Consider the following 22433-nt stretch of genomic DNA (forward strand, 5'->3'; position numbering starts at 1 on the left):
GCCCCACTGGTAGGCGAGTACCCAGATGTTGCGGGGGGCGAAGTAGAACAGCGATGGTGCGACGGTGGCGGACGACATGGTGTTCTGGCTGGCCGAGGCCATGTCGGACCAGTTGGTGAGCAGGCTGAAGTTCATCGAGCCCCAGGTCGATCCGTTGTCGTGCGTGGTGGCGTAGACGAGCTGCCTGCCGTTGTAGGGGGCGGTGGTGAAGTCCTTGAGCGAGACCCAGCCCGACTTCGGGGTCGCCAGCACGCCCGTCGACGTCCAGCGGTAGCTCGAGGGAAGAGCGCACGTGCTGGGCGGCGACGGTGATGCTGACGGCGACGGCGGCGCCGAGGGGCTGGTGGACGGCGACGCGCTCGGCGAGGTCGTCGGTGTCACGCCGCCGGTGCACGTCACGCCGTTCAGGGCGAAACTCGACGGCGCCGGATTGCTGCCCGTCCAGGATCCGTTGAACCCGAACGACACCATGGCGTTGGTCGGGACGGACCCGTTGTAACTCATGTTGTTCGCGGTCACCGCCGAGCCGCTCTGCGTGAGCGACGTGTTCCACGCCTGCGTGACCGTCTGCCCGGTGCTGAATGACCACGTCAACGTCCATGCGGTGAGTGGATCGCCCAGGTTGGTGACCGACACGTTGGCGCCGAATCCGCCTGACCACTGCGATGACACGGCGTAGTTCACCGCACAGCCCGCGGCTGCGGCACGGGCGGGCAACGCCACGAGGGCCGTCACCGACGTCAGCAACGCGACGCCGGCCGACACCAGACTGACAATGATTGATCTCGGTTTTGCCATTGGCACACTCCTGACGAGTAGTCGGCCAGCGCATTCCTGGAGCAGTTTCCGGTGACTGCCAACAATCGTGTCGGAGATGTTACGGGAGCGCTCCCAGATGTACAAGGACGAGCGTCGATCTAATGCCGATCCATCGGCCGAGGTCGAGATCGGTCAACAGTTGTGCCAGGTCATGCGGGCTGCTTGTGGATGCCCGCCGACTTCTGCTAATGCGGATGGTGTTGACTGCGACTGTTTATGACCGGGTCCGATAACACATTTTCGCGCGCTGAATTCGTTGGTATCCGCAAAGTATTGTCGGGGAAGGTGTCATGGCGCCCATCGCGCGCCGGTCGCATGCAGGGAATGGACCGGCATGAAGAGACGGCACCCTTGGCAACCCACAGGGCGAGAGCCGGCCGGCCGTCACACAGGACGACCAGCCGCTGGCCGAGCCGCGGGCGGGCGCCAGTCGGCCCAGCGGGCCATCGACCGCAGTGCCATCTGCGGCGGGGTGAGCCGCATCAGTGTGTTGCGCAGCCCCACGGCCAGTGGATTGCTCAGCTGCTGACCGATCCGCCCGATCTGCGCCGCTGCGCGGGCGACCTGCTGCGAGCGGGGGCGGCGCAGCCGGTCGTACTCGGCGAGCGCTGCCGGCACGTCGTCGCCGGGCCCGCAGACCGCGGCGAGCACCGCGGCGTCCTCGATGGCCTGGTTGGCGCCCTGGCCGAGGAACGGCGTCATGGCGTGCGCGGCGTCGCCGAGCAGCACGACCGCCCCTTGTGCGTACGACGGCAGCGGCGTGGCGAGGTGCCGCAGGTCGGTGCGGATCACCGCAGCGGGATCGGTGGCGTCGAGCAGAGCGGGAATCGGCGCGTGCCAACGGCCGAACCGTGCCCGCACCGCGGCGGCCTCGTCGTCGACGTGCTGGTTCTCGGGGGCGTTGATCGCGGCGTACCAGTAGACGCGGCCGCCGCCGAGCGGCACCATGCCGAATTCCGCGCCCGGCCCCCACGTGATCGCGGCCGCGCGCTCGCCGTTCCAGGGCGCGGTCGTGACTCCGCGCCAGGCGGTCGAGCCGCAGTAGACGGGTCCGGGATGGCCGGGGAACAGCCGGGCGCGCACGACGCTGTGCAGGCCGTCGGCGCCGACGATCAGGGCGGCGTCGCGGGTGACCCGCTCGTCGCGGTGACGGTAGGCCACCCGTGGCCGCGGGCCGGGTGCGAGCTCCACCACCTCGGCGCCGGTGATCAGGCAGTCGGCCGGCAGTTGGGTGCGCAGGGCCGCGTGCAGGTCCGCCCGGTGGATGCCGAGCGCGGCGGTGCCCAGCAGGCGGGTCATCGCGTCGCCGTCGATACGCGAGATCCAGCGTCCGTCGGCGTCGCGGGTGCCGCCGGGTGCGTCGGCCGCGCCGGCGGCCCGGACCGCGTCGCCGACGCCGAGCGCGTCGAGACCGCGCAGGCCGTTGGCCATCAGGGTGATGCCCGCGCCGACCTCGGCGAACTGCGGAGCCCGCTCCAGCACGGTGACCTGCCAGCCGCGTCGGCGCAGGCCGATCGCCGCGCACAGTCCGCCGATCCCAGCGCCGATGACGATCGCGTCCACGCCCACCTCTTTCTACAGCTGTAGAAGCGCGATACTACACACGGAGAATGCGAGGGACCACGTGGTAAGCCGGTACACCGTCATCACCGACGCCGCCATCGCGCTCGTCGCCGAGCAGGGTATGCGCGGGCTCACCCACCGTGCCGTCGACGCCCGCGCCGGGCTGCCCACCGGCACGACCTCGGCCTACTACCGCACCCGTAAAGCCCTGATCGAGGCACTCGTGCAACGGCTGGCCGACCTCGACCGGGCCGATCTCGAAGCGCGCGACCTGCCCGCCGACCAGGCTCCGGCGTACCCGCACGATCGGCGCTTCACCCCCGCGGACCTGGACGGGCTCGCGGCCGGGATAGCCGCCGTGATCGACGCCTGGCTCACCACCGGCCGCGACCGGTCCCTGGCCCGGTATGCATGCCTGCTCGAAGCCACCCACCACCCCGAACTGCGCGACATCCTCGGCCACGGCGCCGCCTCCCGCGCTCAGGCCCGCGCACTGCTGGCGGCAGCCGGAGCCCGCGATCCCGACCGGGCCGGCGACCACTTCGTGGCCTGCGTCGACGGGTTGCTGTTCGACCGCCTCGCGGGCGCGGGCGCGCTCACCGCCCCGCCGCCCGGCACGGCCGAAAGCAGGACGGACCTGACTCGCGCCGTAAGGGCGCTGCTGCGCGCCATGTCCGGATAACGCGTCCACGGCTGAGCCGGTTCCGGCGCCTTGGCCCGCCGGGGCACGCGCGCTGCATGCCCCGGCGGTACACCTTCGGACCGCTGTTGCGGATCCTGTGGCACCGACATATGACGTATGACGGCGCTCGATGAGTGTCGAGGGCCGCCGATCAGCCGTTGCGCAGCGCGGGCTAGCGCCGGGTCCAGCGTTGGTTCGCCGCTCCGGTGCAGGTCCACAGGATGACCAAGGTGCCGTTCGCGGTGGCGTTGCCGTTGACGTCGACGCACAGGCCCGACTGGCGGCTGGCGACCGTGCCGTCGGAGTTCAGGTTCCACTGCTGGTTGGCGCCGCCGTTGCAGTCCCAGAGCTGTACCTTGGCGCCTGCTGTGGCATTGAGCGGTGCGTCGAGGCACTTGCCCAGTGCCTGCAGGGCCGCCCCGTTGACAGCCCACTGCTGGTTGTTCTGGCCGTTGCAGTCCCAGATGACGGGCTGGGTGCCGTTGGCGGTGTTGCTCTGCGGGACGTCCAGGCAGCGCCCGGAGGACGTGCTCACCAGCGTGGACGTCGTCGGTGCGGGAGTGGTGCCGCCGCCGCTGACCCGGTACACCACAGTGCCGTGCGCCGGGACGCTGGCGGAGATGGCTCCGCTCGTGGAGCTGGTGGTGCTCGTCCACGCGTCCAGGAGCGTGAAGGACGTGCCGGTCTTGCCGGCGGCTGCGGCCGTCGTGGAAACCGTGGTGGTCGTGGATCCCTGGTTGAACAGGGCGACCGCGACGTCGCCGTTGGCGAGCCTCTTGGCGAGCACGCGCCGCGTGCCGTCGTTGGAGACCTGCGTGGCCTGCAGGCCCAGGGAATCCTGGTTGATGGCGATCAGGTGCGAGTTCTTGAGGATGGTCTGCGTCGCCGTGGACATGGAGCGCAGGTCGTTGCCGGCGATCAGCGGCGACGCCATGACGGCCCAGAGCGCGAAGTGGCTGCGCATCTCGGTGTCGGTCATGCCGCCTCTGCCGACCTCCATCATGTCGGGGTCGTTGAACTGGCCGGGCCGGGCGTAGGAGGCCAGCGGAACGGTGACGTCCACGATGTTCTGGATGCCCATCGGGTAACCGTTGGTCTGCCCGGTGTTCCACGCGTTGGTGATGTCCTCGGTGGTCCGCCACATGTTGGCCACGTCGCCCCAGTTGCGCAGAGGTCCGGTCTTGGCGTGGATGCTGTTGGGGTTGATGCTGTAGACGATCTGGCGGCCGGAGGCGGCGAGCGCGTCGCGCATCTTGGCGAAGGTCGTCACCTGCTGGTCGATGGTGCCGTTGGGTGAGCACCAGTCGTACTTGAGGAAGTCGACGCCCCAGGCGGCGAACTGCCTGGCGTCCTGGACCTCGTGTCCCTGGCTGCCGGTGGCGCCCGGATACGCGCCGAAGTACTGGGCACAGGTCTTGTCCACGGGCACCTGGTAGAGGCCGAACTTGAGACCGCGGCTGTGCAGGTAGTCGCCGAGCGCCTTCATGCCGCTGGGGAACCTGGTGGGGTCGCCCTGCAGGTTGCCGGCTGAGTCGCGGTTGGGGTTGAACCAGCAGTCGTCGACCACGACGTACTGGTAGCCGAGCTCGCGCATGCCGCTGCTGACGATCGCGTCGGCGTGCTGGCGGATCAAGGTTTCGTTGATGTTGCAGCCGAAGGTGTTCCAGGAGTTCCAGCCCATCGGGGGCGTGCGGGCGACGCCGTTGTCGAGGGCATGCGCGGCGGGGGCCTGCAGGGCGAGCGCGGCCGAGATCAGCAGCAGTGCTGCGGTCAGGGCGGTGGTCAGGCGATGCCTGCGGAGGGGACGGTTCATGGCTTCTCCTCGGGAGTGGTTCGGGCAGGGCAGGAGCGGTGTGGTGGAGTGGCCGCCGGTCCGCGTGAGCCTGGCCCGGCGGGTCGTCGTGTTGCGGCCGGTGGGTGGCCGCGGCGAGGTGCTCGCTGGGCGGGAACGCCAGGGGCGGCCTCGCAGGCGGGCGCTCTGTCCGGACAGGGCAGAGCGTGAGGGTGTAAATGTGCTGTACGCCCGGTGCGGTGCGGGCAGCCGCAAGGCGTCGTCCTAGACTGTGACCGATAACATCGAAATACGTCAAGATGTTGCCGAAAGATTTCGAGTGACCGAACTGGTTCGCGGCGCGATGCTGGCCCGAACCGATGGTCCCGACCCTGGTTACCTGCGAATGAGTGGTGCGGGCGCCCCGCCTGCAGCTGCGGCGGATCGGTTGGGCCGAGGTGCGTGGTGGGATTCCGTTGCGACTCAACCGTTACTAAACCACCATCGACCAACACGATCCAACGGACCGACAAGTGTGTGATCGGTAACAATGTGGACGCTCGGTGAAGCTGGCACAACGGTGTCCCGATCGAGATCTGATCCTCCGGCCTGCGGGCCGTCCTGAGCGAAGAGCGATAAGAAGATCGAGCACCAAGACGGGCGACCAGAAGCCGGGCGGCGACTCGTCCGCTACCCGCACGCTGGCCCCACATCTGCGGGCGCAACGCTAAGTCATATGATGTGTACGCGATGCGTTTCGCGGTAAAAATCCGACCTTAGTCGCGTCGTCGAGCCGGGCCCGCCCTGGTAGTGAACAGGAACTGATCAGGCCGTTCCCGGCGCAGTGCCGGCAATCGACGGCGGTCGTTGACATGTGACGTGATATGTCGTTACCGTGGCGCTGTCCCCATGGGACATGGCCCGGGGCAGAGGGCCGAGCACGGGTCAACGCCGCCGCACGGTGAAAGAACGCCGGGCCACCCGCGGTCGCGCTACTGACCTGAACATTCCGATCGGCTCCACCTGCCGACACGTCGACCAACCGCTTCCCCGCCCGGGGTACGGCGGTCCGGTGGTGCTGTCGGAGTGCCCCAGTCGCGGCCGCGGCAGTGCCGCCTCGCTCCCCAGCAAGGAGACAGCATCGTGACAAAAGTCCACCTACGAAGCCGGCGTCACCGGTGGCTGGCCGCACTCGGCACGGTCACCATGGTCGTTGCCGGAGCCCTGGCGGTGACCGCGCTCACCGGCCCGTCCGCGTTCGCCGCGACGACCGCGGGATGCGGCAAGGCCCCGACGTTGCGCAACGGAACCCACACCATCCAGAGCAGCGGCCAGAACCGAAGTTTCATCCTGCGGATCCCCGACGGCTACAGCAACACCCGGCCCTACCGGCTGATCTTCGCCTACCACTGGCGCGGAGGCACCATGAACGATGTCTCCTCGGGGGGAACCAGCGGGAGCACCTGGTCCTACTACGGCATGCAGGAGCAGTCGAACAACAGCGCGATCCTGGTCGCCCCGCAGGGACTCGGCAACGGCTGGGCCAACACCAACGGTGCGGACCTGACCTTCACCGACGACATGGTCCGGATGATCGAGAACGATCTGTGCGTCGACACCACCCAGCTGTTCGCCATGGGGTTCAGCTACGGCGGTGGGATGAGCTACGCCATCGCCTGTGCCCGGGCGACCACCTTCCGGGCCGTCGTTGCCTACTCGGGCGCGCAGTTGTCCGGTTGCAGCGGCGGCAGCCAGCCGATCGCCTACTTCGGCATCCACGGCATCTCCGACAACGTGCTCAACATCTCGCAGGGCCGGTCGCTGCGGGACAGGTTCCTGAGCAACAACGGCTGCGCCGCGCAGAACGCCCCCGAACCGGCTGCGGGCAGCGGCAGGCACATCACGACCACATACTCGTGCCGCGCCGGGTACCCGGTGCAGTGGGCCGCCTTCGACGGCGGCCACGGCCCGGCGCCGGTGGACGGGTGCCCCGGCTGTGAGGACGGCGTCAGGACCTGGAGCAAGGGGGAGGCCTGGCGGTTCCTCTCGCAGTTCGGGACCAACCCGCCGCCGAGCTCCCCGCCGCCGAGCAGCCCCGCACCTGGCCAGTCGAACGTGCTGATGGTGAGCCAGCAGTCGGGCCGCTGCGTCGACGTGCCCAATTCCGGCACGGCGAACGGCACCCAGCTGCAGCTCTGGGACTGCCATGGCGGGACCAACCAGCGCTGGACCCACAGCGCGAGCCGGCAGCTGACGGTGTACGGCAACAAGTGCCTGGACGCCAACGCCAACGGCACCAGCAACGGCACGGCCGTGATCATCTGGGACTGCAACGGGCAGGCCAACCAGCAGTGGAATGTGAACTCCAACGGAACGATCACCGGCGTCCAGTCGGGCCTGTGCCTCGACGTCAGCGGTCAGGGAACCGCCAACGGGACGAAGATCCAGCTGTGGAGCTGCCACGGCGGCGCCAACCAGCAGTGGACCCTGCGCAACTGATCGCCTGACCGGTGGCGGCGGCACGGGCCGCCGCCACCGCCTCACCTCCTTTCAGATGACGGAGTAGCACAGTGGCATTCACATTGCGGCGGACGTCGACGCGTCTGCTCGCCCTGGCGGTGGGCCTCTCATGCCTGGCGGCATCGGTTCCGCGTACGGCCCTCGCGGACAACCCGATCGTGCAACACGTGTACACCGCCGACCCCGCGCCGCTGGTCCACAACGGCCGGGTCTACCTGTACACCGGACACGACGAGGACGGCTCGACCTACTTCACGATGCGCGACTGGCGCGTCTGGTCGTCGTCGGACATGGTGAACTGGACAGACCACGGATCGCCGATGAACCTGGCGACGTTCAGCTGGGCCAGCTCCGACGCCTGGGCAGGACAGGCCGTCTACCGCAACGGCAAGTTCTACTGGTACGTGCCGGTGCGGATGGCCAACGGGTCGAACGCCATCGGGGTCGCGGTCGCGGACAGCCCGACCGGACCGTTCCGCGACGCGCTCGGCCGTCCGCTGATCCAGAACGCTGAGATCGACCCGACCGTCTTCATCGACACCGACGGCCAGGCGTACCTGTACTACGGCAACCCGCGCCTATGGTACGTGCGGCTCAACGCCGACATGATCTCGTACTCGGGCAGCCCGACCCAGATATCGCTGACCACCGCGGGATTCGGCAGCCGCAGCGGAGACGCGAACCGGCCGACCCTGTACGAGGAAGGACCGTGGGTCTACAAGCGCAACAACCTCTACTACATGGTGTACGCGGCGAAGTGCTGCTCTGAGTTCATCGCCTACTCCACCTCGCCCGGCCCGACCGGGCCGTGGACGTATCGCGGCACCATCATGCCCACCCAGGGCGGCAGCTTCACCAATCACGCCGGTGTCATCGACTTCAACGGCGGCTCGTACTTCTTCTACCACAACGGCGCGCTGCCCGGCGGCGGTGGCTTCACCCGGTCGGTGGCGGTGGAGAAGTTCAGCTACAGCAGCGACGGCACCATCCCGACGATCAACATGACGGCCGCCGGTGCGCCGCAGGTCGGCACGCTCGACCCCTATGTACGCCAGGAGGCGGAGACCGTCGCCTGGGGCAGCGGCATCGAAACCGAGCCCGCGGGCGAGGGCGGGATGAACGTCGGCTGGATCGACAACGGCGACTACATCAAGGTCAAGGGAGTGGCGTTCGGGGCCGGTGCCAGTTCGTTCACGGCCAGGGTGGCCTCGGGAGCAAGCGGCGGCCGAATCGAGGCGCGGGTGGACAGCGCGACCGGAACGACTGTCGCGACCTGCACCGTGCCGGGCACCGGCGGCTGGCAGACCTGGACCACGGTGTCGTGCGCGGTGACCGGCGCGACCGGCACCCACGACCTGTACCTGCGCTTCACGGGCGGCAGCGGATACCTGTTCAACGTGAACTGGTGGCAGTTCACCACCGGCCAGGCCACCGGGTACCCGACCGGCTACCGCCAGCTCGTCATCGGCAACAACGGCCTGTGCGTGGATGTGAGCGGCATGTCCACCGCCGCCGGTGCGGCGATCGTCCAGGGGACCTGCAGCGGGCAGAACAGCCAGAAGTTCCAGTTCGTACCGGTCTCGGGCGGCTATGGCCGACTGCAGGCCCAGCATTCGGGCTACGACGTGGCGGTCGCCAACAGCTCTACTGCCGCCGGAGTCCTCAACATCATCCAGCAGGTGCCCAACAGCGCGGCGAACAGCCTGTGGCTGCCGGTCCGGCAGTCCGACGGCTCGTACTCGTTCCGGAACCAGAACAGCGGACTGTGCCTGGACGTGTACGGCGCCAACAGCACCGTCGGCCAGCAGCTCGATCAGTGGCAGTGCAAGAACGCGCCCGGCACCAACCAGGACTTCACCCCTCGCTGACGACACACGGCACGTCCTCGCCCCGTGGCGGACAAGGAGCTGCTCATGAAACGCACACTCGCCGCGGCGGCGGCCGCCGTGCTGGTCACCCTGGGTTTTGTCGCCGTGGCGGCCCCACCTGCGTCAGCCGCGACGCTGACGCAGGTGGCAAACTTCGGCAACAACCCGACCAACCTCAACATGTACGTGTACGCGCCGGACACGACCGCATCGCGCCCCGCGCTGCTGGTACTGGTCCACTACTGCAGCGGATCGGCATCGGCGATATTCGGCGGCAACGGCCGCGACTTCGCCACCGCAGCGGACCGGCACGGCTACGTCATCGTCCTGCCGGAGGCCACCCGGTCCGGACACTGCTTCGACGTCTCCACGTCGCAGGCGCTGCGCCGTGACGGCGGCGGCGACTCCACCGGCATCATGTCGATGGTCAGCTGGGCACGCACGCGCTACAACGTCGATCCGGCCCGGATCGTGGTGAGCGGCTTCTCCTCCGGGGCCATGATGGCCAACGTCCTGGCGGCCGAGTACCCGGACGTCTTCGCGGCAGCCTCGGCGTTCTCGGGCGTGCCCGCCGGATGCTTCGCCACCGGTGACGGCTCACTGTGGAACAGCCAGTGCTCCAGCGGCAACATCAGCAGGACGCCGCAGCAGTGGGCGGATGTCGCGCGTGCCATGTATCCGGGCTACACCGGCCGGTACCCGCGCATGCAGCTGTGGCACGGGACCACGGACACCACGCTGGCCTATCCGAACTTCAACGAAGAGATCAAGCAGTGGACCCAGCTCAACGGCCTGAACCAGACGCCGGCCCACACCGACCATCCGCAGGCGAGCTGGACCCGGACCCGGTACGGCAGCACCGGCACGCAGGCCACCGTTGAGGCGGTGAGCATCTCCGGCACGGGGCACACGCTCCCGCAGGTGGGGATGCTCGCCTACGCGGTCTCCTTTCTCGGCCTGGACGGCGGCGCACCGCCCAGCAGCCCACCGCCCAGCAGCCCGGCGCCGAGCCGCAGCAACGTGATGATCGTCGGAACCGGCTCAGGCCGCTGCCTCGACGATCCCAACGGCGCGACCGCCAACGGCACCCGGATGCAGTTGTACGACTGCTGGGGCGGTGCCTCGCAACGGTGGACGTACACCTCGAACCGGCAGCTGACCATCGCCGGTAAGTGCCTGGACGCCAGCGGCCGCGGCACGGCCAACGGCACCGCCGTGATCATCTGGGACTGCAGCGGCCAGTCCAATCAGCAGTGGAACCTCAACACCAACGGCACCATCACCGGCGTGCAGTCGGGGCTCTGCCTCGACGCGGCGGGCGCCGGCACCGCCAACGGCACCAGGATCCAGCTTTGGGGCTGCCACGGCGGCACCAACCAGCAATGGACCATACGGAACTGAGCCGACAATCGGAAGGACAACACGTGAGACCAGCTCTTTCGATCGTGGGAAGATCGCTGTTGGCGGGCGCGGTGTTCATCTCCGCCGCGCTGGCGACCACCGTCGCCTACCAGTCGCCGGCGTCGGCCGCGACCCAGGCGACCTACTACGTCGCCCCCGACGGCAACGACGCCAACCCGGGAACCATCACGGCACCGTGGCGAACCGTGCAGCGCGCGCGGGACGCCGTCCGCACCGTGAACGCGAGTATGACCGGCGACATCTACGTGTATCTTCGCGGCGGCAGGTACCCGGTGAGCAGCGCCATCGAGTTCGGGGCCGGTGACTCCGGCACCAACGGCTACCGGGTCGTCTATGCCGCATACGCCAACGAGACGCCGGTCCTCGACGGCGGGGTGCAGGTGACCGGATGGACCCAGCACAGCGGGAACATCTGGAAAGCCCCGCTCGACCGCGCCAACAAGCTGCGTGCGCTCTACGTCAACGACAAGCGGGCATTCATGGCCGCCAAGACGATCAGCTCGGCGGGATGCCACGGCACGTACAACGTCACCGCCGGGCAGGCGTCGTGGGCCTGGGAGTCGGGGTCGCAGTGCGACGGGGCCAGATACAGCGCGGCGGATTTTCCCGCCATTGCCCGCAACCAGGATGACATCGAGATCGAGACGGGCACGACCTGGACCACGGCCATCGTCGGGGTCCGCCAGGTGACGACCGACGGCAGCAACCGGGTGGCGCTGTTCCAGCAGCCGGGCGCGGCCATCGCCCAGGGCGCGTTCAACGGCAATGCGCAGGTCGGCGGCTCTCACAAGGTCATGAACGCCTACGAGTTCCTGGACACCCCCGGCGAGTTCCACTTCGACAAGACCAGCCGGACCTTGTACTACTACAAGAGCAGCTCCGAGAACATGGCGACCGCGACGGTCTTCGCGCCGAACAACGTGACCACGGCGCTGCGCATCGCCGGCACCTCCACCGGCAGCCACGCGCGCAACATCACCTTGTCGGGCCTCACGGTGCAGCATTCGGACTGGAACCTGTTCAACGTGGCCGGCTCGGCGTTCAAGCAGGCGCAGCAGGGCAACCTGGGCGCCATCGCCTACGCCAAGGGCAACTTCCACGTCTACTACTACCGCAATGTCGACGTCACTCCCGGCATCATCGACATCCAGAACGCCGACGGAATCGTGCTGCAGCGCAACAAGATCCAGCACACCGGCGCCGACGGCATCAGCATGGTGAACGATGTGCAGAACACCCAGCTGGTGGGAAACTTCACCAACGACGTGGCCGGAACCGCCATCACCGTGGGCCATCCGCAGCACGTCTTCATCGGCGACCACACGTCGACCAATCGCGAGAAGTACTCCGTGCAGGCCGAGGGACTGCCGAAGAACATCGAGATCAGGAACAACTACCTCTACGACAGCGCGGTGCTGTTCAACGGGCACAGCCCCATCTCGGCGTACTTCGCCGACACCCTCACGGTGCAGCGCAACCGGATCGAGAAGACGCCGTGGTCGGGCATCACGATGGGCTGGGGATGGTGGAACTTCGACGGCTCGTCGGGCTCGATCACACCCAACCGGCCGACGACGACCGCGAAGAACAACAACATCAGCTTCAACCACATCATCGACACGGTGCAGCGCCTCAGTGACACGGCGCCCGTCTACACCCTGGGCAGCCAGCCTGGGACCACCATCACCAGCAACTACCTGCAGGGCGTTCCGTCCGGCCACAAGTACGGCCTGCACCCCGACGAGGGCTCGGCGTACATGACGTTCCGCGACAACGTGCTGAGCGTGGACAAGAACGTCACGTGGCTCATCAACTCCGACGACTTCGGCCGCAAGCACGACCTGAGCATCACGCAGACATACGGCCCGATCAACAAGGTCTCCAACAAGAACCTGCCGAACAGCACGGTCCAGGACATCCTCGTCTCGTCCGACTATGTCTGGCCGGCGGCCGCCTACGGCATCGCCGTCAACTCCGGACTTGAGGACGCCTACCGGGGCATCATCCCGCAGGCCAACCTCTCGATGCCCGACTACGTGCTACCGGCCAGCACGTTCGTCAGCAGCGCCGGGTCGTCGATCCCGGTCCGCAGCACCGGCGACGCGACCAGGTCCCTCTGGCTGGCTCCCTCCGGCACCACCGCCTTCGTCGCCGGCCCGACGATGACCCGTGCCGGCGGCACCGCGACCACCATCGCCGTTCCGACGTCGCCGGGTGACTACCGGCTCTACGTCGTGGATGCGCAAGGCATCCGGTCAGCGGAGTCGAAGTCGATCGTCCGGCAGCAGAGTGGTGGCGGCGGCGGCCAGCAGAACGTCCAGATCGTGGGCGGCCAATCGGGCCGCTGCATCGACGTGCCCGGCAACGCGACCGCCAACGGCAGCCAGGCGCAGCTGTGGGACTGCCACGGCGGCACGAACCAGCGGTGGACCTACACCAGCGGCAAACAGCTGACGGTGTACGGCAACAAGTGCCTGGACGCGTCCGGGGCCGGCACGGCCAACGGCACCGCGGTCGTGATCTGGGACTGCCATGGCGGACTCAACCAGCAGTGGAACCTCAACGCCAACGGCACCATCTCGAACGTCCAGTCCGGGCTGTGCGCGGACGCCACGGGCGCGGCGACCGCCAACGGCACCAGGATCGTGCTGTGGTCGTGCAACAGCGGCACGAACCAGCAGTGGAGCTTGCGCAACTGACCGGTCACAGCAGTCGCCGACCGGGCTTGCGCTCACTTCTGGCGGAAGCCCGGTCGGCGACCGGGTGCTCGTGAGGTAGAGGTTTCCGCATTCCGCGACGCTGCGTGCCTACGCGCCGCCGACCCCACGACGCCGGCGGTGTCTGGTCACGCGGCGTTGAGCCAGGCGAGCACGGCGAGGACCCGGCGGTTGTCGTCCGGGGCCGGCGGGAGATCGAGTTTGGTGAAGATGTTGTTGATGTGTTTGTCGACTGCCTTCTCGGTGACGTAGAGCCGGGTGGCGACGGCGGCGTTCGACCGGCCCTCGGCGATGAGCGTGAGCACCTCCCGCTCCCGGTCGGTGAGACGGTCGAGCGGGCGGGCGCTGAGCAGTCCGGCCACCACCTCCGGGTCGAGCACGGTGCCGCCGGCGGCGACCTGACGTACAGCCGCCACGAAACCGTCGACGTCGACGACCCGGTCCTTGAGCAGGTAGCCCACCGATCCGGTGCCCGCGGCCAGCAACTCGCGTGCGTACAGCGGCTCCACGTACTGGCTCAACACGACGACGGGCAGGCCGGGCCGCGACGAGCGCGCCTTCACGACCGCCTCGAGGCCCTCGGTCGTGAAGGTCGGAGGCAGCCGCACGTCCACGATCGCGACGTCCAGATCGTCGCGCGCCAGTGCATCGTCGAGGGCGTCAGCGGTGCCGACGGCCGCGACGACGGCGATGCCAGCCGCCTCGAGGATCCTCGTGAGACCGACGCGCAGCAGCATCTGGTCCTCCGCGACCAGGGCTTTCAAATCGCCCGGCACCGCACCTCCATACGCACTTCGGTCCCCCCGCCGGCGGGGCTGGCCACGGTCAGTGTGCCGTCGAAGGCGGCCAGCCGCCGGGCCACCCCGGCCAGGCCGCTTCCAGCGGGGTCGGCACCGGCCCGGCCGTCGTCGCCCACCGTCAGCCGCAGCGTGCCACCGTCGTGGTCGCCGACGACCCAGGCCCGGGAAGCGCGCGCGTGTTTGGCTACGTTGGCCAGACACTCGGCGACGGCGAAATAGGCCGCCGATTCGACCGGCGGGGCGAGCCGGGGCAGTCGCAGCGCGACGGTGACGGGGATGGGTATCGGAATGGCCAGGGCCTCGATGCCCGAGACGAGTCCGCGGTCGGCGAGGATCGGCGGGTGGATGCCGCGTACGAGCGTGCGCAGATCCTCCAGCGCGCTGAGGGTGGTGTCCTGGGCCTCCCGCAGCAGCGCGACGGCGGTGTCGGGATCGGTGTGCACCAGTTTCTCGGCCAGTCCCACGTTCATACCTGCGGCGACGATCCTGGCCTGCGCGCCGTCGTGCAGGTCGCGCTCGATTCGGCGCAGCTCGGCCTCGTTGTGGTCGACCGTCGCGGAACGGGACCGGACGACCTGAGCGACCCGCTCCCGGAGCCGCTCGCCGCGTGAGTGGTCGAGGATGGCCCGGTCCGTGTGCAGGCGGGCGCGCACCATCGGCACCGTGAGGAACCACCAGACGAGCAAGAATGGTCCGGACATGGCAGCGGCGACGGTGAACCAGAGCCAGTCGCCGTGCGCGAGGCCGATGACGACGTGGACCAGCGGTCCCACGAGGAACACCACCGGCACGAGCGACATGAGCAGGCCACCTGTGCCGGAGAACCAGCAGAAGGCGAAGTCCCTCCACCGCGCCGGATCCCGGGCCCAGACGATCATGGCGGTGATCGGGTTTTTCCCGTCGGTGTCGGCGTACCGGGCGACCACCGGCTCGCCCAGCAGCCGCGCGGCGACGGACCGATGCGCTCCCGCCAGGAGGGCCGCCAGCGGAACGACCAGCCACAGCACCAGAAGACCGGTCACGGACAGCAGGGCCGGGAACGAACCGGTCATGAGCAGCGCCAGCACCAGCGCAGCGAGCCCGGCAGCCGCGTGGCCGGCCGACAGCACCGTGAGCCGGACCCGCTCGACGACACCGGCACGGCCGACGCCGGCGGGCACCGCGAGCAGCGGTGCCAGCCAGGTCTTCGGCGCCTCCACAGCGGGAGAGTAGTTCACCGGGCTGATCGGCGCTGTGCGCCCCACGCGGCGCCGACCGTCAGCACCGCCGCGGCGACCGCGATGAGCGGCGGCAGCCACAGCTGGCCGTCGGGCACCACTCCTTCATGCCGGACGATCGAGTAGGGCACCGCCGTCGCCGTCGACCCCAGCAGTCCCAGCAGGATCCCGATGACCGCCACGACCGCCGCCTCCAGGACGATGCTGCTGCGTAGCTGGGCCGCCGTGGCGCCGAGCCGCCAGAGCCGGTCCAGCTCGGGGCGGCGGTGAGCGACGACGGCGACGGAGGCGTTCACCACCATGATGGCGGTGAACAGGCAGATCATTCCGATGACCACAAAGTTGATCATCGTGATGGTGCCGCCGACACCCTCGGGATCTCCCGCAGCGGTGAGCGTGCGTTCGTCGATGCCGATCATCAGCAGGGTGCCGACAGCGGTGGAGACGAGCACGATGACCGGGGCGAGCGCACCGGCGAGCAGGTGGGCCCGCCGGGTCGTGTTCGCTGCCGCCAGGTGGCCGCTGCCGGACATGGCCAGCAGCGGGCGCAACGGTGTCGCGAGCAGCCGCAGGAGCCCCGGCGCCAGCGTGGCCAGACCGACGCCGACCACGATCGACGCCGATCCTGACGTCTGCATGGCGGCGTAGGCGTCGTCGGCCTTCCCCGTGACGGTGACGGTGGCGACGGCCGAGGCCAGGCCGACCGCGACCAGCAGGACGCCGACCAGGATCCGCCACCGGTGCAGGCGATGCTCCGGCACATCCACCTGCCGCAGGGAGAACGCCGCGGCGCCGCGCGTGGCGCGTCGGGACGCGATCCCGGCCGCGACCGTACCGACCAGCACCACCACGCCCGCAGCGCTCGACAGCGACGCCGGCCCGCCGGCATACGTCGACGCGGGCGTGACCAGGTCGCCCCGCTGCAGGGCGCCGAACAGGGCAGGTCCGCCGACCGACGCGACGACGGCACCGGCCGACGCTGCGAGCAGCACCACCACGCCGGCCTCGTACACGATCAGCGCCCGTACCTGCCGGGGCGTCGCGCCGATGGTCCGCAACAGGCCTGCCTCGCGGGTCCGCTGCCCGGCGACGATGCCGACCGTCGACGCCACCGAGAACAAGACGATCAGCGCGGCCCAGCCGCCGACGATGCTACCCATGATGATGAGCAGCTCGCGGTCGTCGTCGTGCGTGCTGAGGGCCGACTCGACCAGGGTGCCGAACGACGCCGTCAGCGCCGTGCCGAGCAGGGCGGCCAGGAACGTCGCGACGGCGGCCGTGGGACGGTGTCGCAGCGAGCGCAGCGCGAGCGCCGTCATCGTGCCACCCCGGTGAGCTGGTCGAGGTGGGCCAACTGAGCGGCGACCGCGTCGACGCTCGGAGCGGCCATCCGGCCGCCCACCCGGCCGTCGACCAGGAAGACGACATTGTCGGCATACGAGGCCGCGACCGGGTCATGGGTGACCATCACCGTCGTCTGTCCCAGGTCGTCGACGGCAGCCCGCAGCAGCTGCAGCACCTCGCGCGCCGTCGCACTGTCCAGCGCACCCGTCGGCTCGTCGGCCAGCAGCACGGCGGGTCCGGTGACGAGCGCCCGGGCGACGGCGACTCGCTGCTGCTGGCCTCCCGAGAGGGCACCCGGCAGGTGCCCGGCACGGTTCTCCAGTCCCACCCGGGCCAGAGCTGTCCGGATGGCTTCCGGCTGCGCCCGCCGGCCGGACAGGCGCGCCGGCAGCGCCACGTTCTCCGCCGCGGTCAGGTAGGGGACGAGGCTGAAGTCCTGGAACACGAAGCCGATACGGTCGCGGCGCATCCGCGTCCGCCTGGCCTCGGCCCAGTGTGTGACATCGGCGCCCTCGATCAGGACATGGCCGGACGTCGGCCGCTCCAGCCCCGCCACGCAGGCGAGGAAGGTCGACTTGCCCGAGCCGGACGGGCCCATGACGGCCGTGAAGGTGCCACGCGCGAACGCGAGGTCGATGCCGACGAGGGCGTCGACGGCCCAGGACCCGCTGCCGTGTCGTTTCGTGAGGCCCTGGACTGCGAGGGCGGGTGTGTCATCAACCATGTCAGCGACGCTAGGTGCCGGTTCGAGCACTATCGATAGTGCTGGGCCGACCCGGCACGGTGGGGCTGACCCCACCTGCGGGCGGCAACGGTTCTCCGTCGCCGTCTCGTAGTTCGTGGCCGAAGCCCGGGTACGGCCCTGCACCCGGCGGATCAGCAGGATCATGCGAGGGCCTTCTGTTCAGGGCGTGCAAGTCGCACGCACCCGGCCAGAGGGCCCTCGCGATTACACCTACGCGCTGCTGCAGGACGGCGAAGGAGCCGACGGAGTTCCGCCGGCGAGGAACCCGAACGTGGCCGAACCGGACGCCGGCAGTGAGCCGTTGTAGGAGACGTTCCGGACCGTGACGGCCGAGCCGTTGGCGGACAGGGTTCCGTTCCACACCTGGGTGATGGTCTGGCCACTGCTGAGCGTCCACTGGACGGTCCACCCGGTGATCGGCGAGCTGCCGGCTGTCACTGTCACTTCGCCCTGGAAGCCACCGGGCCACGAATTGACGGTCTTGTAGCTTGCGCTGCATGCTCCGCCCGGGGCGGGCGTGGACGGTGCCGGGCTGCTGGGAGCTGGACTCGAAGAAGCGCTCGGCGACGGGCCGCTGGACGGGGAAGCGCTCGGCGAGGCGCTGCCGGACGGGGAAGCGCTGGGCGAGGGGCTGCCGGGGAACTGGGCCAGGAACGTGTTCACCGCGGCCGAGGTCCACGTCCGGGTGCCGCTGGTCGCGGTCGTTCCGTCCACCGGGTGGGGAGCGTGGTCACCGTCGAACGCGGCCCATTGGACCGGATACCCGGCACGGCATCCCGCGTAGACGGTGGTGATGTGCGTGAGGCTGCCCTGGGCGGGCTCACGTGGGCTCTGTGCGGTGCATCCGTTGTTGCGTACGAAGGTGTCGCGCACCGAACGTCCGCTGGAGATGTTGAGCACGCTGTCGTGGGTGCCGTGGATCCCGAAGTAGGCGACCGGTTGGGTGCCTCCGCTGCAGCCGCTGAGGTTGGCGCCGGAGTAGACCACGACCGCGCGGAAGACCGTCGGCCGAGCGCAGGCCAGCGCGTAGCTCATCGCACCGCCGTAGCTCCATCCCATCGCGAAGACCTGGCTGGTGTCCACGCACAGGTCGCCTTCGACGAGTCTGATCAGGTCGTCGACCAGGGTCACGTCGCGCCCGTTGGTGTTGGCCCAGCCGTTGCTGATGCCCTGCGGCGCTACGAAGATCGTGCTGTCGTTCGACAGCTGCTTCTGCCCGTAGAAGGCCCAGGCTGCGCCGTCCGCGCCGCCGGTGGCGACGTCGTTGGCCGTGCCGTTGAGCCAGTGCAGACCGAAGATGAGCCGATACGGCCGGGTGTTGTTGTACGTGTTCGGAATGCTCAGGATGTAGCTGCGGCTCTGGCCGCTGCTCTGGATCGAGTGGGTCCCGTTGGTCAGGGTCGGGGTCCTGCCGCAGCCGGCCGTCGGACCGGCCTCGGCCAAGCGCGGCACCAGTAGGACGGCGCCGGCCAGCGCCAGGGTCAGCAGGCTGCTCAGCACCCAGCGGCGCCGGGCTGGGGTGGTCATTGGTCTCATGACACTTCCTCGATGGCAACAGTTTCGGGTCGGCTTTGCCCGGCCTGCCCTGCCCGCAAGCCGGATCCCCGTTCGCATACGTTGTCGGGCTCCATCGACGACGTGTGTCACACAGCTTGCCTCTCGGACAGGAAAGTGTCAATCGATTGGTTCGGATGCCCTCCGGGCGATGCACAGCCTCCCGAGGCGGCCGAACGCGTTCCGGAGGCACTCCGGAAGTTTCGGTGCTATCAGGAGGATCGGCGGAACGACGGGCAATAGCTAGTGATGAACGTTTCCCCGTGGGGTTCGATTTAGATCACTAAGCTACGGCGACTAGCTGCTCAAAGACCTCGGCGGCGTGGGTGCGGCTATTCCCTCGTGTCGGTGAGGCACCACATTGGCCGGACACACCTTCCGGAAGTTATCGGAAGAAGACATTGCGACTTGGGCTCGCGCATGGCAACATGCCCCGGTATCGATGCCCGCTCCACGGCGCCGCGGCCGCTCGCCCGAACAGCCCTGCGCCGGCCAGAAAGGAACCCATGATGACAGCGCTACCCACCGCGTATCGTGGCGAGGACCCACCGAGACGATCGCCGATCCGCACGGCCGCGCTCACCGGTGCGGTCGCCGCACTCGCGCTGCTGACGGTCGTGCTCGTGATCCCGAACGCGAGCGCCGCAGCCAGCACCCTCGGTGCCGCCGCAGCCCAGTCGGGACGGTACTTCGGCACCGCCATCGCCGCCAACAGGCTCAACGATTCGACGTACACCACCATCGCCGCCCGCGAGTTCAACATGGTGACGGCCGAGAACGAGATGAAGATCGACGCCCTGCAGCCCCAGCGCGGCCAGTTCTCCTTCAACACGGCCGACCAGATCTACAACTGGGCGACCCAGCGCGGTATGAAGGTGCGCGGCCACACCCTGGCCTGGCACGCCCAGCAGCCCGGCTGGATGCAGAGCCTCAACGGCAGCACGCTGCGCCAGGCGATGATCGACCACATCAACGGCGTCATGGCCCACTACAGGGGCAAGCTCGCGGCCTGGGACGTCGTCAACGAGGCCTTCAACGAGGACGGCAGCCGCCGTTCGTCCAACCTGCAGGGCACCGGCAACGACTGGATCGAGGTGGCCTTCCGCACCGCCCGCGCGGCGGACCCCGGCGTCAAGCTCTGCTACAACGACTACAACATCGAGAACTGGAGCTACGGCAAGACCCAGGGCGTGTACCGCATGATCCAGGACTTCAAGTCCCGCGGCGTGCCCATCGACTGCGTCGGGCTGCAGACCCACTTCACCGGCGGTAGCTCGCTGCCCGGCAACTTCCAGACCACCCTGTCGAGCTTCGCCGCCCTCGGGGTGGACGTCACCCTCACCGAGGTCGACGTCACCAACGCGTCGACGTCGCAGTACGCCGGCCTGACCCAGGCCTGCATGAACGTGCCGCGCTGCATCGGCATCACCGTCTGGGGCGTACGCGACAGCGACTCCTGGCGCTCCAGCGAGAGCCCGCTGCTGTTCAACAGCGGGGGCGGCGCGAAGGCGGCGTACACCTCCGTCCTCAACGCCCTCAACGCCGCCACGCCGTCGCCGTCGCAGTCGCCACCCGCATCGCCCTCCCCGACTTCCTCGCCGACTTCCCCGCCTTCCCCGACCTCCTCGCCTACACCTCCGGCGGGCGGCGTCAACCAGATCGTGGGCGCGCAGTCGGGGCGGTGCATCGACGTGCCCAACTCGTCGCAGACCAACGGCACGCGGGTGCAGCTGTACGACTGCCACAGCCAGACCAACCAGCGGTGGACCTATACCGCCGGCAAGCAACTGCAGGTCTTCGGGACCAGGTGCCTGGACGCCGCCGGTTCCGGCAACGGTTCGGCGGTCCAGATCTACAGCTGTAACGGCCAGGCCAACCAGCAGTGGAACGTCAACGCCAACGGCACCATCACCGGTGCGCAGTCCGGGCGGTGCCTGGACGTCTGGAGCACCGCCAACGGCGCTCAGGTCCAGATCTACGACTGCAACGGCCAGGCCAACCAGCGGTTCAGCCTCCGCCCCGTGGCATAGCCGACGCCCAGCCCGCAGGCCTTCGACCCGGACCCGAACATTCAGGTCCGGGTCGAAGGCCGATCGGTCGCCGGGAGTGGCGTCAGCGGAAAGGTCACTGCCGGCGCAGCGGGGCGGGCACATCGGCACTTGGACCGTGGCGCACCCCAGCGAGCATGTCGGCGACGGTGTGCGCACTGATACCGAGTCGGGCACCGTCGGCGTGGCGAGCCACCACGGCCTGTACGTGTTCTTCGGCGGCCGCGGCCAGACCGTCGTAGACGGCGGCGAACACTTCCAGGGCACGCCGGCGCAGCCACCCGGACGGCAGCAACTGCAGCGGCAGCTGCGGGTCGAGGGTGGGGAAGCGGCGGTACGTGTCCATCACCTCGGTGCGGGCCCGTACCGCCTCGGCGCCGGGGACCCGCCCACCGCGTATCCGGGGCAGCAGCATGCTCCAGCGCCCGACGAAGGACTCGTACTCCGCGGCGATGGCCGGGATGTCCCACGCTTCGACAGGGTTGCGGCCGCTGGCGGCCGCGAACTCGACGTGCCGGGCCCGGAACACCGTCATCGCGCCGAGGTTGACCTGAGCCAGCTGCGCCCGCGCCTGCTCGGTGAACTCGTCGGGCGAGACCCACAGCCCGTCGAAAAGGGGCGCGTAGCCCAGCCAGCGCAGCTGGCCCCGAAGCGCTCGCCGCTGCGTGTTCTCCTCTTGTGGCAGGGAGAAGGCGATCAGCGTCCACCAGCCTTCCCACGGCCGGGGCGCCGACGCCGACGACACGATCCAACTGCCACCGGTCGACAGGTGGGCGGCGGCGGGCTGGGTCAGCCGGTGGGAACTGTTGCGTCCCTGCCGACTGCTTTCGAGCACACCCCGGCGGGTCAGGCGGCTTATCGCCGTTCGGGCACCGCCAAGGCTCACGCCGGCCTCGCCGAGCAGCGCCGTGATTGCCGCAGACGGCAGCCAGGCACGGGTGCGCAGGGTGTAGTCGGCTAGCAGCGTCACTGCCAGGCCCTGCGGCGCGTTGCCGGATTGCCGCCGGGGAAGCCGGACCGCCCCCACCGCGTCCTGCGGGAATATCTCCTCGATGTCGAAGGGGCTGGTCACGTGGGCTGCTCCGGCACGGATCGAGGTGGATGTCGGTAACGACCGTAACGCAACCCGCACGGACTCATCGGCCAGCGCCGAAGTGCTCGGGCGAGCGGAGTGGTCCTGAGCCCAGGCAGGGCCGGTCCGCGCCGAAAATCTATCGTGAATGTTCGATTGACAGTTTTGTGCCTTCAGGGACACACTATGTGTCACACGATGACGGGCGGGACCGGATCGTGAGGGCCAGGCGCGGTACGGACCACACCGGACCTTCGCGACGTGTGCACATGTGACCAGCCGGGCCGGGTC

The 22433-nt window shown here is 69.0% G+C and carries 15 protein-coding genes; 6 read left to right on the top strand and 9 right to left on the bottom strand.

The genetic code is table 11. From position 1 onward, the window contains the following. Together FLL47_RS39735 and FLL47_RS39740 are read right to left on the bottom strand one after the other, a co-directional pair. Nucleotides 1-798 (bottom strand): non-reducing end alpha-L-arabinofuranosidase family hydrolase (locus tag FLL47_RS39735; protein ID WP_186316202.1); only part of this gene is annotated, 798 nt, incomplete at its 3' end. Between the two features lie 405 nt (nucleotides 799-1203). Beyond that, nucleotides 1204-2382 (bottom strand): FAD-dependent monooxygenase, encoded by a 1179-nt coding sequence (locus FLL47_RS39740; protein ID WP_246159291.1) that lies wholly within the window; start codon nucleotides 2380-2382, stop codon nucleotides 1204-1206. Nucleotides 2383-2443: 61 nt separating this feature from the next. On the opposite strand from FLL47_RS39740, the gene FLL47_RS39745 reads away from it, so the two are divergent. Further along, nucleotides 2444-3064, top strand: a complete 621-nt coding sequence (locus FLL47_RS39745; RefSeq protein WP_246159292.1) for a TetR/AcrR family transcriptional regulator — start codon at nucleotides 2444-2446, stop codon at nucleotides 3062-3064. Nucleotides 3065-3236: 172 nt separating this feature from the next. Here the strand turns inward: FLL47_RS39745 and FLL47_RS39750 are convergent, their stop codons facing one another. Beyond that, a complete protein-coding gene (locus tag FLL47_RS39750; RefSeq protein WP_144127857.1) occupies nucleotides 3237-4877 on the bottom strand; it encodes a glycoside hydrolase family 27 protein in 1641 nt (546 codons plus the stop codon). 1164 nt (nucleotides 4878-6041) lie between these two features. On the opposite strand from FLL47_RS39750, the gene FLL47_RS39755 reads away from it, so the two are divergent. From FLL47_RS39755 to FLL47_RS39770, 4 genes are all read left to right on the top strand, one after another. After that, the gene (locus FLL47_RS39755) at nucleotides 6042-7334 is read left to right on the top strand and encodes an RICIN domain-containing protein (RefSeq protein WP_144127917.1); all 1293 of its coding nucleotides are present in this window, start codon (nucleotides 6042-6044) and stop codon (nucleotides 7332-7334) included. A gap of 71 nt (nucleotides 7335-7405) precedes the next feature. Continuing rightward, entirely contained in the window at nucleotides 7406-9223 is a 1818-nt protein-coding gene (locus FLL47_RS39760) for a family 43 glycosylhydrolase (RefSeq protein ID WP_222106410.1), read from the top strand. A 45-nt stretch (nucleotides 9224-9268) separates the two neighbouring features. Then, nucleotides 9269-10624 (top strand): extracellular catalytic domain type 1 short-chain-length polyhydroxyalkanoate depolymerase, encoded by a 1356-nt coding sequence (locus FLL47_RS39765; RefSeq protein ID WP_144127858.1) that lies wholly within the window; start codon nucleotides 9269-9271, stop codon nucleotides 10622-10624. A 23-nt stretch (nucleotides 10625-10647) separates the two neighbouring features. Further along, on the top strand, nucleotides 10648-13344 hold the full coding sequence (locus tag FLL47_RS39770; RefSeq protein WP_144127859.1) for a ricin-type beta-trefoil lectin domain protein: 2697 nt from the start codon (nucleotides 10648-10650) through the stop codon (nucleotides 13342-13344). A 146-nt stretch (nucleotides 13345-13490) separates the two neighbouring features. Here the strand turns inward: FLL47_RS39770 and FLL47_RS39775 are convergent, their stop codons facing one another. From FLL47_RS39775 to FLL47_RS39795, 5 genes are all read right to left on the bottom strand, one after another. Further along, entirely contained in the window at nucleotides 13491-14126 is a 636-nt protein-coding gene (locus tag FLL47_RS39775) for a LuxR C-terminal-related transcriptional regulator (RefSeq protein WP_144127919.1), read from the bottom strand. Further along, a complete protein-coding gene (locus tag FLL47_RS39780; RefSeq protein WP_246159293.1) occupies nucleotides 14123-15361 on the bottom strand; it encodes a sensor histidine kinase in 1239 nt (412 codons plus the stop codon). Before FLL47_RS39780 ends, FLL47_RS39775 begins: the two co-directional genes overlap by 4 nt. 14 nt (nucleotides 15362-15375) lie before the next feature. Next, entirely contained in the window at nucleotides 15376-16698 is a 1323-nt protein-coding gene (locus FLL47_RS39785; protein WP_144127861.1) for an FtsX-like permease family protein, read from the bottom strand. Beyond that, nucleotides 16695-17447 (bottom strand): ABC transporter ATP-binding protein, encoded by a 753-nt coding sequence (locus FLL47_RS39790; RefSeq protein ID WP_144127862.1) that lies wholly within the window; start codon nucleotides 17445-17447, stop codon nucleotides 16695-16697. Before FLL47_RS39790 ends, FLL47_RS39785 begins: the two co-directional genes overlap by 4 nt. A 231-nt stretch (nucleotides 17448-17678) precedes the next feature. Further along, nucleotides 17679-19004 (bottom strand): CE1 family esterase, encoded by a 1326-nt coding sequence (locus FLL47_RS39795; protein WP_246159294.1) that lies wholly within the window; start codon nucleotides 19002-19004, stop codon nucleotides 17679-17681. Between the two features lie 527 nt (nucleotides 19005-19531). Here FLL47_RS39795 and FLL47_RS39800 point away from each other — a divergent pair. Continuing rightward, nucleotides 19532-21052 (top strand): endo-1,4-beta-xylanase, encoded by a 1521-nt coding sequence (locus tag FLL47_RS39800; protein ID WP_144127863.1) that lies wholly within the window; start codon nucleotides 19532-19534, stop codon nucleotides 21050-21052. A gap of 94 nt (nucleotides 21053-21146) precedes the next feature. Here the strand turns inward: FLL47_RS39800 and FLL47_RS39805 are convergent, their stop codons facing one another. Further along, complete coding sequence (locus FLL47_RS39805; RefSeq protein ID WP_144127864.1) at nucleotides 21147-22142, bottom strand: PaaX family transcriptional regulator; 996 nt, start codon at nucleotides 22140-22142, stop codon at nucleotides 21147-21149. Between the last annotated feature and the right edge of the window lie 291 nt (nucleotides 22143-22433).

The sequence above is a fragment of the Catellatospora sichuanensis genome, from assembly GCF_007483665.1.
Classification (GTDB): domain Bacteria; phylum Actinomycetota; class Actinomycetes; order Mycobacteriales; family Micromonosporaceae; genus Catellatospora; species Catellatospora sichuanensis.